Genomic DNA, 16,042 nt, shown 5'->3' on the forward strand with positions numbered 1-16,042 from the left:
TTATTTATTTACTACTTCTTCGATGTAAGCGATAGCGTGTCCTACAGTAGTAATTTTTTCAGCCTGATCATCAGGGATTTGAATATTGAATTCTTTTTCGAATTCCATGATTAACTCAACTGTATCCAATGAGTCAGCTCCTAAATCGTTTGTGAAGCTAGCTTCAGGAGTTACTTCTGTTTCTTCAACGTCAAGCTTATCAGCGATGATAGCTTTTACTCTTGATGCAATGTCTGACATAGTAAATTATTTTTTTAATTGTTAGATGGTGCAAATATATAAAATTCTTCACGATAAAACATTTTTTTAGTCTTTTTTGTGGGTAGACTATACTTATTTTATAGCATGGAGTTTTAGTGTTTTCGTTTTCAGGTGTTTATGTTTGGGTGTAAATCATATTCAAAAAGATCATTCTGAAAAAGTCATTTATGTCTGACATATATATATATGATGAAAGATCGATTTAGATGTTTAATCAATAATGTATAGAAAAAAATATAAATGCCTGAGCTTTCTAACAAAGTTTAATTGAGCTATACAACAAAACAATTCCTTTGAAATTGTGGGAACTTTGTCACAATTAAAACAAACAATATGAGACGCATAGATAAAGCCTACATTAATGGAGGGTTTGCCGAATTACACGGCACAGAAGTATTCAATCTTATTAGTCCTGTTAATCATGAGAAAATTGGAGAAGTGGTTCTTGGTGACGAAAGTGACGCAATAAAAGCTATTGTTGCTGCCAAAACTGCTTTTAAAACATTTTCTAAAACGAGTATACAACAGCGTATTGAAATCCTTGAAAAATTAAAGAGATCTGTAGAAAGCAAAGAAAAGCAACTTATTGAAACCATGATCCTGGAATATGGCGGAACCCGACAGTTCTGTACAATGAGTTTTCAGAATATGGTTGGCTCTTTTGAGCATATGATAGAAACATTGCATCAATTCGAATTTGAGAGAAAAGCAGGGAATACTCTTGTTCAGATGGTTCCTGTAGGGGTTGTGGGCATTATTACACCATGGAATTCCAGTAACAGTTTTATTTGCAATAAATTTGCGACAGCGGTGGCTGCAGGCTGTACGGTAGTAGTAAAACCAAGCGAAATGAGTGCGCTTCAGACACAACTTATTATAGAGTGTTTCCACGAGGCAGGACTTGCGGATGGGATCTTCAATGTGGTCAACGGGCTTGGAAGTGTAGTAGGAAGTGAAATTGTAAATCATCCGGATGTTGCTAAGATATCTTTCACAGGCTCTACCCAAACGGGAAAGATGATTGCGAAAGGGGCTGTGGACAGTATGAAAAGAGTGACATTGGAACTTGGTGGAAAATCACCAAATATTATTCTTGATGATGCTGATTTTACACAAGCCATTCGCCAGGCTGTTTTTGGTGCTTATATGAACAGCGGACAAGCTTGCATTGCCCCAACACGTTTGTTGGTGCCCCAATCGAGACTGGCAGAGACTAATCAGTTGGCAAAAGAGGCCGCTCTTCAGGTTGTTGTAGGTGATCCTGTTAATGAAAATACGAATGTAGGTCCTATGGTTTCTGAAAAACAATATGAGAGGGTGCAGCATTATATCCAGTTAGGATTGGATGAGGGTGCAGAATTATTAGTGGGTGGAAAGGGAAAGCCTGAAGGACTTGAAGATGGAAATTATGTTAAGGCCACTATTTTTACCAATGTCCGAAATAATATGCGGATTGCACAGGAAGAGATTTTCGGACCCGTACTGTCCATTATTTCTTATCAGGATGAAGAAGATGCTATTGCTATTGCCAATGACACTCAATATGGACTGGCTGCTTATGTAACTTCTTCGGATGAGCATAGAGCTTTGAAAGTAGCTTCCAGAATTGAAGCGGGAAGAGTTTGTATTAATGGATTCAAACACGATCCGCTGGCGCCGTTTGGTGGATTTAAGCAATCCGGTATTGGAAGGGAGTTTGGAACATATGGCCTGGAAGAATATTTGGAGCCAAAATCAATTTTGATTTGAGAAAGCATAAAAAATATTATATTAAACAGTCAAGTTAAAAGCTTTTAGCTTGACTTTAACTTTAATCAAAATGTCCGAAAGTATAAATTACATCAATTACTCTTGTTATTTTACAGTGTTTCGTGAAGGTGAGCAGTTTTCTTCCTACAATTCATTATGTATAGTGATTTCAGGAGAAATGGAACTTAATGACGGAACTCACCGGCAAGTGTTTCGCAGCGGTGATATTTATCTTGTGAGGAAAAATCAGTTATTGAAATTTCTGAAAAATCCTGGTGAAGAATCTGAATTTAAATCCTTATCCATGAGATTTGATGATAAAATGCTTGAACAATTGAGTGAAAAAGAGCATTTTATTCTTCAGGATAGGGTGAAAGCACCTGCCTTTATTGAATTAACTACAGCTCATCACCTAAAGTATTTCATGGAATCTTTGCTGCAATATCAGGATCTGCTGGAAAATAGATCACCTGAACTGGCCTTGTTAAAACAAAAAGAGGCTTTAATTCTTTTATTTAAGCACGATCCATCATTGAAAAATATTCTCTATGATATTTCCGATCCTTACAAAATTGATCTTGAAAAATTTATGCTCAGGAATTATCATTTTAATGTAAAGCTGGACCGTTTTGCTTATCTCACGGGGAGAAGCCTAGCCACTTTTAAGCGTGATTTTGAGAGAATATTCGGAACGGCTCCCAGAAAATGGCTGCTTGAAAAAAGACTTCAGGAAGCCCGCTATCTTTTAGAAAAAGGAAATAAAGCTTCTGATATTTATCTTGACCTTGGCTTTGAAGATCTGTCTCATTTTTCATTTGCCTTTAAAAAATATTATGGTTTGCCGCCAAGTCGGTTATAAAAAATAAACCGTCACGATTTATGGGACGGTTTATTTTTGTGGAGTTGGAGGATATAGAATCTAATCAGATTATCAGAACCTTGAGTTTACTTGTAAACTTTGCTACCACGTTTGCTACCACATTTAATTGAATATAGTACATTGTATAAATTCGTATTCATAACTTTAAAGTAATAAGTTTTTTATATGAAGAAATATTGTATTTCTTGAATGTTTAAAGAAAGATTACCTTAGAGTAAGATATTGAAATGATGTTTGTATGGAATCCCATATTATTCTCGCATCCTTTTTTCTATATTTGATAAAAACTTTAAAACATGAAAAACTTTATTGAAGTTAAGGGCTGGAATGGTGTGGTTTACAAAGTAAACATAAGCCAAATTACACACATTTATACACCGAATAAGCCAGAAACTCCAATGGAACAAAATTTAAATGTCATTTTATCTCGTGTCTTTCTAAGCTGTGGAACTGAAATGGTGACAAAGTCATCTATTGCAGAAATTGAGCAACTTATTACTGACGCATCTAATAAATAGCACAATGGAAGAAAAAAAAATACCAATTTTCGATTCTTATCAAGACGCAATCGATTATAGGGCAAATAACTTTACCTATAATCATCATGCAAGATTTTATACCGTAAGAGTTTTTGACAGATTTTGGATTACTAAAGCTGTAATAATTGCACCAGCTGGTGCAATTGAGGCTAGAGAATTTATCTTAAAGATATCAAATGACTTTTCGGAATATTATGACGAGCTATGTAAGGATTATTCTCCATCTAATCAATTTCAAATTCGTTATCACAATATTCAATAATAAAGAATTTTATAACTATCCCAATAGACATTTTTATAAAACCGCGATTCTAAATATTAATAGAGTTTGACTAAATAGTAATCTGTCATTTTGAAATTTCATTCTAAATAGAATAATTATATAATCAGATTTAATAAATTAAAAACCGATATAATATAAAATGTCATTCTCATATCTTAAAATGATTATTTAATAAACATTTTTAAATTGCAAACTATGGCAACAACTCCAAAAGAACAGATAGGAATAGACCTGAAAGGTCGAGTAAAACGTTTACAATTAGCCGAAAGAAATATGTTGCTTCCTGTTTTTGAAGCCATAGTAAATTCTATTCACGCTATTGAAGATACCAAAGTGCCTAACGGTAAAATTGAAATTACAATACAACGGACCCCTCAGTCTTCTATTAGTTTTGAAGAAGAAATAAAACGCAGTGCAGAAATTATTGGTTTTACAATCGAGGATAATGGAATTGGTTTTACAGAGGAAAATTACAAGTCTTTTAAAAGAGAATATTCTACTTATAAGGCTAATAGAGGCGGGTTAGGAATTGGACGTTTTATGTGGCTGAAAGCTTTTACAGATGTAAAAGTTGAAAGTTTTTTTTATGAAGAAAAAAAACCTGTAAAAAGGTCTTTTTTCTTTAATTTAAAAACAGAAGATGGAATTGATAAGCATCAATATTCTACAGTTGAAAATATTGAAAGTAGAAAAACCACCGTGAAATTAATAGGTTATAAAGACCCTTACAAGACTAAATGTCCCAAAAGAATAAAAACAATTGCAGATCGAATTGTAGAACATTGTTTAATCTATTTTTTAAATGTGGACTGTCCTGAAATTATTTTAAAAGACGACGAATCTCTTATAGACTTAAATCAATATTTTATTGAACTTACTTCAGGAAATACTTTTAAGGATAAATTTTCGGTTGGGAAATTTCCATTTAACATTACTTTATTAAAATGGTTTGAACACGAGCAATTTACCACCCATAAAATATCAATGTGTGCTGACAATAGGGAGGTTAACTCTTTTAATGTAAGTAAAGTTTTTCCTGACATTAATACTAAAATTGAGGATGTAGATTCCGGACGTCAATATTTAATCGTTTGCTATATTGAAGGTGTTTATTTTGATGAAAATAAAAATGACGAAAGGACAGAAATACGTTTTAGTAAAGATGGAATTTTTGATTCAGAACTGATAAGTGAGTCAGAGCTTTATGAGTCACTTAGCCCAATAATAAAAAATTATTTTTCAGAAGAAGTTGAAAATTTCAAAATAAAGAAGTTAAATCGTATTTCTGCATTTATTGCAGAAAAAGCACCTCAATACAGGATTTTAAATAAGTACAATCATTCTTTCGAAGATATTGCAGTAGCTGAAAATACTTCCGATCAAGATTTAGATCTTAAATTGTATAAAAAATTACAGGATATCGAGTTTGAATCCCGAAAAGAAACGATTGAGGTTCTAAATAATAACGACGAGGAAAGTGCTGATGAATTAAAAGAAAAGTATTCAAAATTATTTGAAGAACTTTCTGATATCAATAAGTCGAAACTTGCTCAATATGTAGTTCATCGGAAATATATTATACAACTTTTCGAAAAATCTCTTGCCTTAAACCAAAGCGGTAAATATGAACTGGAGGATACAGTTCACAGTATTATTTATCCTACAAAAACAGATTCTAATCAAATTGATTTTAATAATCAGAACCTTTGGATTATTGACGAGCGACTAAGTTTTCACCACTACCTATCTTCAGATAAACCATTAAATACGATTGATGGGTTTGAGTATGACAGTTCCGACCGTCCCGATTTAATGATATTTAACAATCCAATTTCTTATGTTGAAGGAGATGAAGCACCTTTTAACTCTATTGTTTTAGTCGAATTTAAACGGCCAATGCGAAAAGGATATAATGAAACTGATGATAATCCAATTGTTCAGTTGTACGATTATGTTAGAAAAATTAGAAAAGGCAAAAAGCTAACTAATGATGGAAGAACCTATGATATAGGTGACCACACTAGATTTTATTGCTATTTGGTTTGTGATAGAAATGAAAAAATAGATGAATATGCTGAAAATGCTCAGTTGGAAAAGACTTTCGATGGACTTGGATGGTACGGTTACAATAAAACATTAAAATGTACGATAGAAATTTTGCCTTTTAATCAAGTTTTATCAAATGCTAAAAAAAGGAATAAGGTCTTATTCCATAAATTAGGAATTTAATGAATTAATCATAAAAACTAAACTAACCATGAATTTTAATGAAAACATTAACAAACAACAAAATTTACCAATAGAGAAAGTTGATGAGGATGATGTTGATGCAATTATCAGAAAAAATAATTACAAACTCACTGCTGATAAAATTAAAGAAAAACTCAGTAAAATATTAAATGATCCTTCACAATCAGCCAAACGTTGGATATGGGAATTGATGCAGAATGCTAAAGATGTAAAAAATAAATTTGGAAAAGTTTCTGTTGAAATTGAATTGTTTAATGATCAATTGGTTTTCAGACATAATGGAGATCCTTTTAAAATGGCTAATGTAACTGGATTAATTCAGCAAGTAAGTTCGAAAGATTCAAACAATACAGATGAGGAGGTGACGGGTAAATTCGGTACAGGTTTTATTGCAACACATCTTCTGTCTGACGTTATAACAGTAAATGGAATTGTTTATCATAAAAATACTCATAAAGAGTTTGAAGTTGTTTTAGATAGAAGTGGCAGAACATCTGAAGAATTACTACCTAAAATTGAAGATGCTTTAGAGAAAGTAAGAAAGATAGATACAGACTCTTCTTTTAGAACTATAGAAAACTATGAAAATGACAGAGAAGAAGAACATTATCATACTTCTTTCAGCTATATCTTAACAAATGATGAAAAGAAAGATGCGGCTAAAGACGGGATTGCAGATGTGGAGAACACGTTGCCTCTTACATTGGTTAATGTTTCTAAAATAAAGCAAGTAAAAATTATTGACCAAATACAAAATACAATAAGTACTTATAAAAGTGAAGATATTTATGATGACGGACAGATAAGGAAAATTCAGATTAAAGTAAGTAATGGTAAATCTCGCTATTTCATTACATATTACACAGCAGAACTTTCATTATCTGTGGAGGTGAATGATTTTGAGAACCTAAAACTAATAGAACATTTTGGAAAAACGCCAAATTTGTATCGGGATTTTCCGTTAATAGGTTCGGATAAATTTTATTTTCCTTTTGTGTTCAATGGGAATAAACTACATCCTACCGAAGAACGTAGTGGAATTCCAATACATAGCGAAAGTGCTGCTGATCACCTTGATAACAGAAGGTTAGTAGAATCAGCCTTTGAGGCTGCTAAAGTATTTACTAATTATCTTTTGCATATTGGCGCTCAAAATCTATATGTCTGTGCTATGTCGAGATTGCCTGATGAAAAATGGCAATCGGCATCAAAACTTTGGTATGAATCATTACAAAAAGATTATCGTAGTTTTCTAAATAAAAAGACTTTGATAGAAACCGACTTTCTTGAAAATGGAAAACAAAATATAGAATTAGATTTTGCATGCTTACCGTTTTACGGCGATAATGAGAATGATAGATTGAAATTTTATAATATTGTAGCACCATTCATCGGTAGAGATAAAATACCTAAAAAAGAGCTTTTAATAAACTGGATTAAAGCTTCAGGCCCCAAAGATGAGCTAAAAAGTTGGGGAAGAAACATTAGGTATTCTATTGTTGAGTTGCTGGAAGAATTACAAGGATTGAAAAACCTTGATGCTTTATCTAGCAGAATACAAGGTGAAATAAAAGCAATTGATTGGTTAAACGGCTTATACGCTTTTTTAATAGAGTATAAAGAAACTGACTACTTAAAAGAATTTGCAATTATTCCTAATCAAAACAACTGTTTTCAAAAATTAACTCCGGATACATTACATTTAGAAGATAAAGAATTTAATATTCCGGATGAATTTTTAAATGTTTTAAATGACTTAGGGGATGATTGGAAAAACAAGCTAATTCATCGGGAGGTTAAAATGCCTGGCCAAAATATTGAAAAAAAAGATTTATTATTGGCCTCGAATAGAATTAATGAAATCATAAAAAAGGATGATTTTAGAAAACGACCCAATTACTTTAAAATAGTTATTGATATATTACGGAATATTACATCATTGGAAAATACTGAAAATTTTAGAATCGAAATTTTCCAGAGAGGTAAACAACTTTTTCGTTTTGAAGAAAATGTTAGAAAAGTATCTAATACAGCGAATTTTAACTTCCGTAATGCATTAAATATTTACATAGAAGATTTTAATTCTGAAATTGAAAGTCTTGTAAATATCTATGGCTTATCTAAAAAATTAAATATTGATAAGCCTACTGCTGTATTTTGGCTTGATAATTATTTAAATAGATTGCTATCAAAACAGGATTATTCACACCATATACAATTCGGAAATATTGTTCCCAATCGATATGAAGAATTTTGTGCTTATGATGACTTAAAAAATTTCGGTACAAAAGAGTCTCCATTAGATGATGATCTTATATTAATTTTAAATAAATTAGATACATCACAGGATTGGAATAAAATATTAGTATTAGACGGCATTAATATAGATTGCCAACCTAAAATTTTTGAAGAATTGGCAGTGTCAGTGGATTCAGCAATAATAGAAATAGAGAAACAAGAAGCTATCGAAATCGGTTACATTAATTCTTTTAAGGAGTCTATTTTTAAATTAATTGAATGGTGTAATCAAAATGAAAGTCGTTCAAATTATTTGAAACATTTCAAACAACGTAAGAATGATTTATGGGTCAAATTTTCTATGACCAATGAAATTCTTACTTTAATTAAAGATGAAGAAGCAATAGGTACATTAAGGTTGATTAAAGAGTCTAAAGTCTCTAAAGAGCAACTGGCAGATTTATTAGATTTTTATCCGAATGGGCTGCCACAAAATTTAATGGACTATGCAAAAGAAGACTCCCGTAAGAAAAAGGAATTTAGTAATTTATTAAAGGTAGGATCAAAAGTGGAACAATTATTTGTTGAAACTCTTAAAGATTTTAATTTTTTAAGTAATAGGGAAGAAATTGTTCACGCTGGTGGAGGTTCATATGATATCAGGGTTTCTAGTCCGGAAACAGGTAAATCATTTTATATAGAATTAAAATCTTGTAAATTTCAAAATACAGATCCAATTAGTATTGCAATATCTCAAGCAAAAAGAGCTGTCTCGGAATTGAAAAATGAAAATTTTGCGATTGTGGTTATTGAAAGAGCTAATGAAAATGTAATGGACGTAGAATATGTAAGGAAAAATTGCAAATATTTTAAAAATCCAGGTGAGTATTTAATCCATATTGTTGATGGCTATAATACAATTGAAGAAACAGCAAACAAAAATGAAAAGGTTGATCTTAGAATGGATAACGCTGAATTTAAGGGTTCATTAAACTATAAATGGGTTTTAGATAAAATCGGGGATTCAGGTTTTACCGAACTGATTAAAGATATAAATAAAGTTTTATTATAAGGCGTTTAATTTTAAACTGACTATATATCCAAATTGATAATTCCTTTATAAATAGTCTATTGGAAAAGTTTTAATTGCAGTGCTTTTGTATATATTCTTTGAAGGAATAATGAATAAAGCCTGAAAATATTTCAGGCTTTATTTACTTTTTATTAACTACTTTTAGGACTTGATGTCTTTGCAATGTTCCTCTGTTATCTACATAGGTATTCCTATTTTGTTTGGATAATTGGGTTTGTTCCTTTTGAGTTACTTATTGTTAAAATTTTATATATTCTTTTATAATAGCAAATTCGAAATTAATACCAAAAGATTAAGAATATTATTTTTAATCTTTAGAACGGTAAACTTTCGTACAGACAAACAGATGAAATGTAAAAAGTCCCATTAAAACGAAACACATATTTGTTCCACTATCCAAGGTGGATGCCGTTTTATAAATTTTATTTTTAAAAGTGTCACTTTCAAAATCTTCCAAAGATATTCCCAATGCGTCATGTAGTGTATTGTAAAAATTAATATGATTGTCGATTACAGCAAACGAGAGAATAATTCCTAAAATGCTGATCAGAATTCCGGTTAAAGACAGTATTTTCATTGATTTAGTTATTAATTATTATAAATTTTTATGTATCCGATATGAATGGAAGTTTAAAACTTAGTATCCTCTGTTATTTTTAAATTCTTTCTCACATTTTAAAGAACAAAATTCCTTCTCTCTGTTTACAATACATTGGTATTTCCGATTATGATTGTCAGCTAATTCGTAACTTTCAATGCAAGATTTTGGACTAACGGTAAATGCACCATATACAGCGGCAAGTATTTCTAATGGATCGTCGGATTTTGGTTTTACAACTAACCTTAATAAATCTTTTGATGTATTAATTGTACCATCGATACTAATTTCTTTTCCGCACCATTTACATTCTTTAATTCCCATACTGCATGTTTCGCCATTTCGCATGAATGGATCAGGATTGGGATCACTCATTATTTTCTTTATTTTGATTAGATCTTCGGAGGATAAGCCGTCATATTTTTCGGTCAGTTTTGCATTGTTAACAAGATTTTCTGCTTCCGGTGTGATCTCAATATCATTCCATGAAAATGTTTCATTATCAATATTGATTCCTTCCAAAGTTTCATTATTTTCACTGTCATTATTTACAGAATATGTTTGGTTATGATGTTCGGTTACAATTTTATTAGTAAACCGGAAATCCAATTTTTCCTTCCTGTCAAAATAATCATACATAATCAAGACTGCGAATGAAAAAATGAAATAAGCAAACCAGTTTGAAAACACCGTAACTTTGGGTGATTCGTCTTCATCATCTTCTATTGCAAAAGAGTAAAGTATTACTGATAAAATTTTTAATATTGTAATAAGACCGAAAAACGGTAACAGAAAAGTTGTAGAAATGAGTGACTCAAACTCAAGATTTTCAAGGTATTCAATGAATTTCATGGTGTCTTCTCTATTTTTTATAATAGTCTAACTTTTTATCTTTCGTTCCGTCACCATTTTGGTCATAATAGTCGTAATCTTGAAGAATAAGTTCATTTGTGTCGCTATGCTTTATGTAGTATTTCTCACCATCAATATCTAATATGTTGGTGGAAGAACTATAAGAATATGGATATGTCTCAATGCTTCCAATTTGCTGACATTGATTAGTTGAATAGTTTAAGACGTAGTTAGTTAAAAGATATTTACTGTTGGTAGTAAATTCATGTATTGCCTCTATTTCACATTTTGCATGATTGTATGAATTTAAAGGTATATCAGTTTTTCCATTTAGGATTACAGTTTTATAACGGTGCCATTTACCGATGAATTGCTGTGATTGATTTTTGTTTTCATCTGTTGTTTCAGAGTCACCATTTGAACATGATGTTAATGATAGGATAGTTAAGATTGATAGAGAAACTTTTTTCATTGTTAAAAGTTTTTATTTCTTCAGCCCCAAAAAGAATTGTTATTAAATAAAGAAAGCATGAGGACTACTAACAAATTCTATCAAGAAGGTTCTGGTAAACCGTTGGAGTCGAAAATGTAGCATCCCCATGCCATATAGATATGACATGGAAGTTGCTAACATAATCCCTCCAAATAAAATTTACCAGATTTTCTTGAGGATGTCGTTAGACAAGCATTCTATGTGTTCGAAATGTCTTTAAAATTGGATTCTTATAATCCTTGTTACAGCAAATATAGGCAGTCTTTTTCTAAGTTGAAAACTAATGAACAATATTTTTAAATAACAGTGTCGGAATTTTGAGAAAAAATGGTAAATTTTTTTTTATGAATTAGGGGGGGTGATAGTTGTCCAATATTCAAATGAAAATTTTTGTAAAAATTTTTTGTACTATATCATCCCCCTTATATTTTAAGGTTATTTTACTCGCCGGCAGGGAGGGGGGATTTCCACCCCGGACTGACTATCTCACTGTAGTATCATAGGAAATTGTTTTGCTCTATTAGAAACACACAGTTTATTAAAAGAGCTTAATCACATGCAAAACTTGTATTCAAATATACCGTAGTAAAAATGCACACACACTGATAGCTAATATCTAGCTTAAAAATTAGGCAAAATGAACGTTTTGCGGTAATTATGCCCTTATAATTATTTGAATACAAAATTATGAAAGTAAGATACCATCGTGTAAGTACACACCACCAAACAGCCGGAAGACTTGAAACCGATAAAGAAAAATACGATATAGAATTCTTTGAAAAAATATCGGGTAAGGTGAATTTTAAGGACAGACCCAAGGCGAAGGAACTCATTAAAATTATTGAACAGAAAAAAGTTTCAGAACTTCATGTAATTGAGCTGAGTCGTCTTGGAAGAAATACCGCTGATGTCCTTACCACACTCGAATGGCTGGAAAAAAAAGAAATCAATGTAGTTATCAAAAATATCGGACTGGAAACCATGCCACAGGGAGTAAAAAATCCTATTGCAAAACTATTAACAGGAATTCTTGCAAGTATCTACGAATTGGAAAGACAGAATATTATGGAAAGATCGGCACAGGGAATTACCGCATATCTTGCCCGTGGTGGTACTCTTGGACGTAAAAAAGGATCTACCATTTCCGATGCACATTTTATGGCTAAACTAACAAGTAAAAAATGTTTGGAGTTATTAAGGAAAGGCAGAACTATTAGAGAGTGTGCGAAAATCTGTGACATCTCAACAAGGACTGTACAGAAGGTGAAAAAAATTGCTGATAAACTTGAAAAGTAATTTCAGGTAAATTATTACGTTTTAGGGTTTACGACAAAAAAGTTATGTTAATTTCACGTTTGTAACGGTGGTTTTTTTGGTAAATCTCCTTTTATTTCTGTCGATAAAATATTTAACATATTGATATTAAGTCATTTAAATATGTTACTGTTCATCGTCTATTAAAAAAGGATTTACGGCAAAAAAGGTCTTTAAAAGTATCAAAAAATACAGTTTTTTGACCATTTTTTCGTTCAAAACCCCTATTTGTGCAAAATAATTGCCGTAAATTCTACTGTAAGCCGGTCCGGCATATATCTCTCATCTTCAGTTTGGCAGTAAACTTTATTATCAGCTAAGAAATTTGCCTGAATAAAAAAATCTTTTTTCTTTTGCTAAAATTTTTTAATGAAAGTACTTGTTTCTTCTACGTTTGATTATTCTGAAAGTGAATTTAATGAGGTTTTGTTTTTATTAAATTCTGTTCCAGGTGCAATAAATTTTGTTAACGGTGGATCAGTTAACGAGAATATTTTACAAATTATTTCACCGGATTATATGTCTGACTCACCGCTGACCTTCGAAGGTTTTTGGAGTCTTATTAATAATTACAGAATATTAAATAAGATTGACAGTGCTGATTACGTTACGCTCCTGACCCCAAAAAGAAACAGACCGAATTGGTTCAGTGCATTTCAAGGCAAAAATATTTTTGTAGACACAAATGACTGGGATTTTTATACTAAGAAAGAATCAAAATATGGGGTTGCCTTTTCTGTTGTTGAAAATCTCCTTCAGACGTTGATGAATCTGAATATAAAATCTTTAGGTAGTGAACCAAATATTCATAGGCAAACAACAGGGTGTATCAATGATCTCTGCCAAAAAAAAGAGGATATAATGTTTAAACTCCGTGACTGCTATATATGTGAGTCCTGTAAAAATCGTATAAAAAAAGAAAAAATAGCTGTACCGGTCATTCTACATTTAATCCACCTCATGGAGTATTTCAGAAAACAAATGGTTGATAATTTCAGCTGGCTCACAGAAATGGAAATAGATCATGTAAAAGTTGACAGTAATGGTGTTCTCAAAATTGGAGATGTTACTGTTGAGATGGGCGAACAGAATAAATCAATTTATTTTCTCTTTCTTATAACTCCCGAAGGAATTCCAACACAAAACTTAGATGTACATAGAGATGTTTTATCCAGATTGTATTACAGATTAAAACATCCGGAAAATCAGGTCAAAGTTTCTGAAAGCGTTTTGGAAAAAGAAAGAAATATTAATAGATCAACAGTACAGGAAAGTAAAATGAAAGAAGTTAAAGGAGCAGTCAAACTGCTTACAGAAAATAAAAGGTTTAGGGAAGAAAAAAGTAAGATAAACAGAAAAATTAAAGAAGCCTTAGGTTTGAAAATGTCGGAATTATATATGATTCATAATTTAAATGAAAATGATCTCAAAGTTTATAAGGTAAAGATAGAACAAGACAATATATTCATAGATGGAAAGTTTATTTTATGATTTATTTAATTTGCTGATAATCAACTCGTGCAACGTTGCAAAATAACTATTGCAACGTTTTTTGTTTTCCGAAAAAATAACGGTATCCACAACTTTGCAATGTCAATAATGACAAACAATTAAAAATTTTTAGAAATGAAAAATTTAAAAGATTCAGCAAAAGTTGTGTTAACACAAACAAGAAAAATTGAGATCATCCCAACGCATTTACTTGAAATTCCGGAGGAATATCTTCAACTGTTTGGTGAAATTTTCGAATCAGAATTTATTAATCAGTTGGGTGAACAGATTCAAAAAAATGGTTTTTATACACCAATTACCACTTTTAAATGTGATGATAAGTACGTCATTTTGGATGGTGTTTCAAGGCTGAGAGCTCTTCAAGGTTTAGGAGTAAACGAAATAAACTGTTTCGTGACAGAATTAGATCCTCAATCCTCAGATGAGGTAAAAGATCTGATTATTGAATTTAAAATGAATGCAGATTTCAGTTTGAATCAGATTCAGAATATGATCTTTCATTTTTTACGTATGGGTAGTCAATATAGTGAACTTGACAACAGTACAATGAACCAAAAAGTACAAAAACTGGCGGAGATTCTCGGTCCTGGTTGGGGCAGAAGTAATATCTTTCATTTTCTTAATGTTTATAAGTGGGAAAAACTAAATCCAACGTCTCATCTTAACCTTATTAAAAAAATCTTTGACGGCGAATTAACGGTTGGAAAAGCTAAAGATGCAATTGAATTTTTTAATGATGAGTTTTTACCTTACACTTTAGAAAACGAACTCGAAAGTGGTATTGTAGAAGAATTCATTAAAGGGAACATCAGATTTAAAAAAGATGTAAAAAAATTAATTGAGGCATATTTCCATAAAACGACAGAAAGATTTACTCCAATTAACACTCCTGATGAAATCTCTTCCGACAATTATCAGATTATTCACTGTGACAGCCGGAAAGTTGAATTTAAAGATGGTACAAAAATTCAGGGTATATTTACTTCTCCACCATACTACCAACAGATCCGATACTCAAAACCAAATGATCCTGAATACAACAATGAATTGGGCTGGGAAAAGACTCCGGAAGAATACGTTAAGAATGTGATTTCGGTGATCAAAAGAGGGGCAGATGTAATGGATGAAAAAGGTGTGATAATGATCAACATTAATGAAACTTTCCAAAAAGGTGTTTGTGTTGGGATAATACCTTTGTTGATAACTGAAATGAAAAAAGACTTTCATTATATTCAGACATGTATGTGGGTAAAACCTGATGCAAAACCACAGCAGAATAAAGTGAAGAGGCTGATGAATTCATTCGAATACATTCTCATTTTCAGTAAGAGTAAAAAGTATAACTATAATCAGTTTAAACTTTACAATTCTGATAAAGCTGCTAGTGTTTCCAAGGGATGTTCGGAACAGTCAGGAAATGGGAAGAAAGTTTCAGGACTTCATATTTCAAATACTTTTGACCAGTGTAGGGATTTTATGTTTGAAGAGGATTTTACTGATTATCTTGTGTTAAACCATGGTTCAGGAAGATCACAGGATGAAAATCTTTCACAGGACTTTTTCGGTTCATTTCCTACTCTTTTACCTATTCCATTCGTCATGTCATTCGTACCCGAGAACGGCACAGTCTATGACCCATTCGGGGGAACTGGCACAACAGGCAGGACATTACTGTCTCTAAACAGGAAAGTAATTATTACAGAACTTTTGGGAAAGAATATCCCCAATATTAAAATGATGCTTGAAAAAGGTGAGTCTGATTTTGATCTCAGTACTTACACTCAGATGAAGGATGATTACAATTATCAGGAAGGTACAGTAGATTTGGCAGCGTAGCCTATCGGTATTCACAAAGTCACCGTTCCGGTGCAGTAACCAGAGAAGTTTCGATGTAAAAAATTATGTTGCCAAAAATAGTAACAAGAACTTCTGTTGCTAAAATTTGGAATGGTGATGCTGTGGATAATCTGAAAAAAATTA

At 31.7% G+C, this 16,042-nt stretch carries 13 protein-coding genes; 9 read left to right on the plus strand and 4 right to left on the minus strand.

What is annotated here, in order from left to right:
• Complete coding sequence (locus BUB03_RS20990; protein ID WP_002976354.1) at positions 1–240, minus strand: acyl carrier protein; 240 nt, start codon at positions 238–240, stop codon at positions 1–3.
• 354 nt (positions 241–594) lie between these two features.
• Here BUB03_RS20990 and BUB03_RS20995 point away from each other — a divergent pair, with 354 nt between their 5' ends.
• From BUB03_RS20995 to BUB03_RS21020, 6 genes are all read left to right on the plus strand, one after another.
• Positions 595–2,010, plus strand: coding sequence for an aldehyde dehydrogenase family protein (locus BUB03_RS20995; protein WP_073066816.1), 1,416 nt, complete (start codon positions 595–597; stop codon positions 2,008–2,010).
• A gap of 70 nt (positions 2,011–2,080) precedes the next feature.
• On the plus strand, positions 2,081–2,869 hold the full coding sequence (locus BUB03_RS21000; RefSeq protein ID WP_073066819.1) for a helix-turn-helix domain-containing protein: 789 nt from the start codon (positions 2,081–2,083) through the stop codon (positions 2,867–2,869).
• 317 nt (positions 2,870–3,186) lie between these two features.
• Positions 3,187–3,408 carry a hypothetical protein gene (locus tag BUB03_RS21005; protein ID WP_073066822.1) on the plus strand — a complete coding sequence of 74 codons (222 nt, stop codon included), beginning with the start codon at positions 3,187–3,189 and terminating at the stop codon, positions 3,406–3,408.
• A 4-nt stretch (positions 3,409–3,412) separates the two neighbouring features.
• Positions 3,413–3,691, plus strand: a complete 279-nt coding sequence (locus BUB03_RS21010) for a hypothetical protein (RefSeq protein ID WP_073066825.1) — start codon at positions 3,413–3,415, stop codon at positions 3,689–3,691.
• A 216-nt stretch (positions 3,692–3,907) separates the two neighbouring features.
• Positions 3,908–5,941 carry an ATP-binding protein gene (locus BUB03_RS21015; protein WP_073066828.1) on the plus strand — a complete coding sequence of 678 codons (2,034 nt, stop codon included), beginning with the start codon at positions 3,908–3,910 and terminating at the stop codon, positions 5,939–5,941.
• 28 nt (positions 5,942–5,969) lie between these two features.
• The gene (locus tag BUB03_RS21020; RefSeq protein WP_073066829.1) at positions 5,970–9,272 is read left to right on the plus strand and encodes a sacsin N-terminal ATP-binding-like domain-containing protein; all 3,303 of its coding nucleotides are present in this window, start codon (positions 5,970–5,972) and stop codon (positions 9,270–9,272) included.
• 328 nt (positions 9,273–9,600) lie between these two features.
• Here the strand turns inward: BUB03_RS21020 and BUB03_RS21025 are convergent, their stop codons facing one another.
• The 3 genes from BUB03_RS21025 to BUB03_RS21035 are packed head-to-tail and all read right to left on the minus strand — an operon-like array spanning position 9,601 to position 11,215.
• A complete protein-coding gene (locus tag BUB03_RS21025; RefSeq protein WP_073066832.1) occupies positions 9,601–9,870 on the minus strand; it encodes a hypothetical protein in 270 nt (89 codons plus the stop codon).
• 60 nt (positions 9,871–9,930) lie between these two features.
• Positions 9,931–10,743 (minus strand): hypothetical protein, encoded by an 813-nt coding sequence (locus tag BUB03_RS21030; protein ID WP_073066835.1) that lies wholly within the window; start codon positions 10,741–10,743, stop codon positions 9,931–9,933.
• A gap of 10 nt (positions 10,744–10,753) precedes the next feature.
• The gene (locus BUB03_RS21035; RefSeq protein ID WP_073066837.1) at positions 10,754–11,215 is read right to left on the minus strand and encodes a hypothetical protein; all 462 of its coding nucleotides are present in this window, start codon (positions 11,213–11,215) and stop codon (positions 10,754–10,756) included.
• 708 nt (positions 11,216–11,923) lie between these two features.
• Here BUB03_RS21035 and BUB03_RS21040 point away from each other — a divergent pair.
• From BUB03_RS21040 to BUB03_RS21050, 3 genes are all read left to right on the plus strand, one after another.
• Positions 11,924–12,532 (plus strand): recombinase family protein, encoded by a 609-nt coding sequence (locus BUB03_RS21040; protein ID WP_073066840.1) that lies wholly within the window; start codon positions 11,924–11,926, stop codon positions 12,530–12,532.
• 387 nt (positions 12,533–12,919) lie between these two features.
• Complete coding sequence (locus BUB03_RS21045; protein WP_073066845.1) at positions 12,920–14,041, plus strand: hypothetical protein; 1,122 nt, start codon at positions 12,920–12,922, stop codon at positions 14,039–14,041.
• Positions 14,042–14,176: 135 nt separating this feature from the next.
• Positions 14,177–15,898 carry a DNA methyltransferase gene (locus tag BUB03_RS21050; RefSeq protein WP_073066848.1) on the plus strand — a complete coding sequence of 574 codons (1,722 nt, stop codon included), beginning with the start codon at positions 14,177–14,179 and terminating at the stop codon, positions 15,896–15,898.
• The last annotated feature ends 144 nt before the right edge of the window (positions 15,899–16,042 follow it).

This window comes from Chryseobacterium oranimense (genome assembly GCF_900129755.1).
Lineage (GTDB): Bacteria > Bacteroidota > Bacteroidia > Flavobacteriales > Weeksellaceae > Chryseobacterium > Chryseobacterium oranimense.

Excerpts from the sequence above, each read along its gene's own strand:
- BUB03_RS20995 (WP_073066816.1), top strand. The coding sequence starts at position 595 with ATGAGACGCATAGATAAAGCCTACATTAATGGAGGGTTTGCCGAATTA.
- BUB03_RS21025 (WP_073066832.1), bottom strand. The coding sequence starts at position 9,870 with ATGAAAATACTGTCTTTAACCGGAATTCTGATCAGCATTTTAGGAATT.
- BUB03_RS21005 (WP_073066822.1), top strand. The coding sequence starts at position 3,187 with ATGAAAAACTTTATTGAAGTTAAGGGCTGGAATGGTGTGGTTTACAAA.
- BUB03_RS21010 (WP_073066825.1), top strand. The coding sequence starts at position 3,413 with ATGGAAGAAAAAAAAATACCAATTTTCGATTCTTATCAAGACGCAATC.
- BUB03_RS21030 (WP_073066835.1), bottom strand. The coding sequence starts at position 10,743 with ATGAAATTCATTGAATACCTTGAAAATCTTGAGTTTGAGTCACTCATT.
- BUB03_RS21020 (WP_073066829.1), top strand. The coding sequence starts at position 5,970 with ATGAATTTTAATGAAAACATTAACAAACAACAAAATTTACCAATAGAG.
- BUB03_RS21000 (WP_073066819.1), top strand. The coding sequence starts at position 2,081 with ATGTCCGAAAGTATAAATTACATCAATTACTCTTGTTATTTTACAGTG.
- BUB03_RS20990 (WP_002976354.1), bottom strand. The coding sequence starts at position 240 with ATGTCAGACATTGCATCAAGAGTAAAAGCTATCATCGCTGATAAGCTT.
- BUB03_RS21035 (WP_073066837.1), bottom strand. The coding sequence starts at position 11,215 with ATGAAAAAAGTTTCTCTATCAATCTTAACTATCCTATCATTAACATCA.
- BUB03_RS21050 (WP_073066848.1), top strand. The coding sequence starts at position 14,177 with ATGAAAAATTTAAAAGATTCAGCAAAAGTTGTGTTAACACAAACAAGA.
- BUB03_RS21045 (WP_073066845.1), top strand. The coding sequence starts at position 12,920 with ATGAAAGTACTTGTTTCTTCTACGTTTGATTATTCTGAAAGTGAATTT.
- BUB03_RS21040 (WP_073066840.1), top strand. The coding sequence starts at position 11,924 with ATGAAAGTAAGATACCATCGTGTAAGTACACACCACCAAACAGCCGGA.
- BUB03_RS21015 (WP_073066828.1), top strand. The coding sequence starts at position 3,908 with ATGGCAACAACTCCAAAAGAACAGATAGGAATAGACCTGAAAGGTCGA.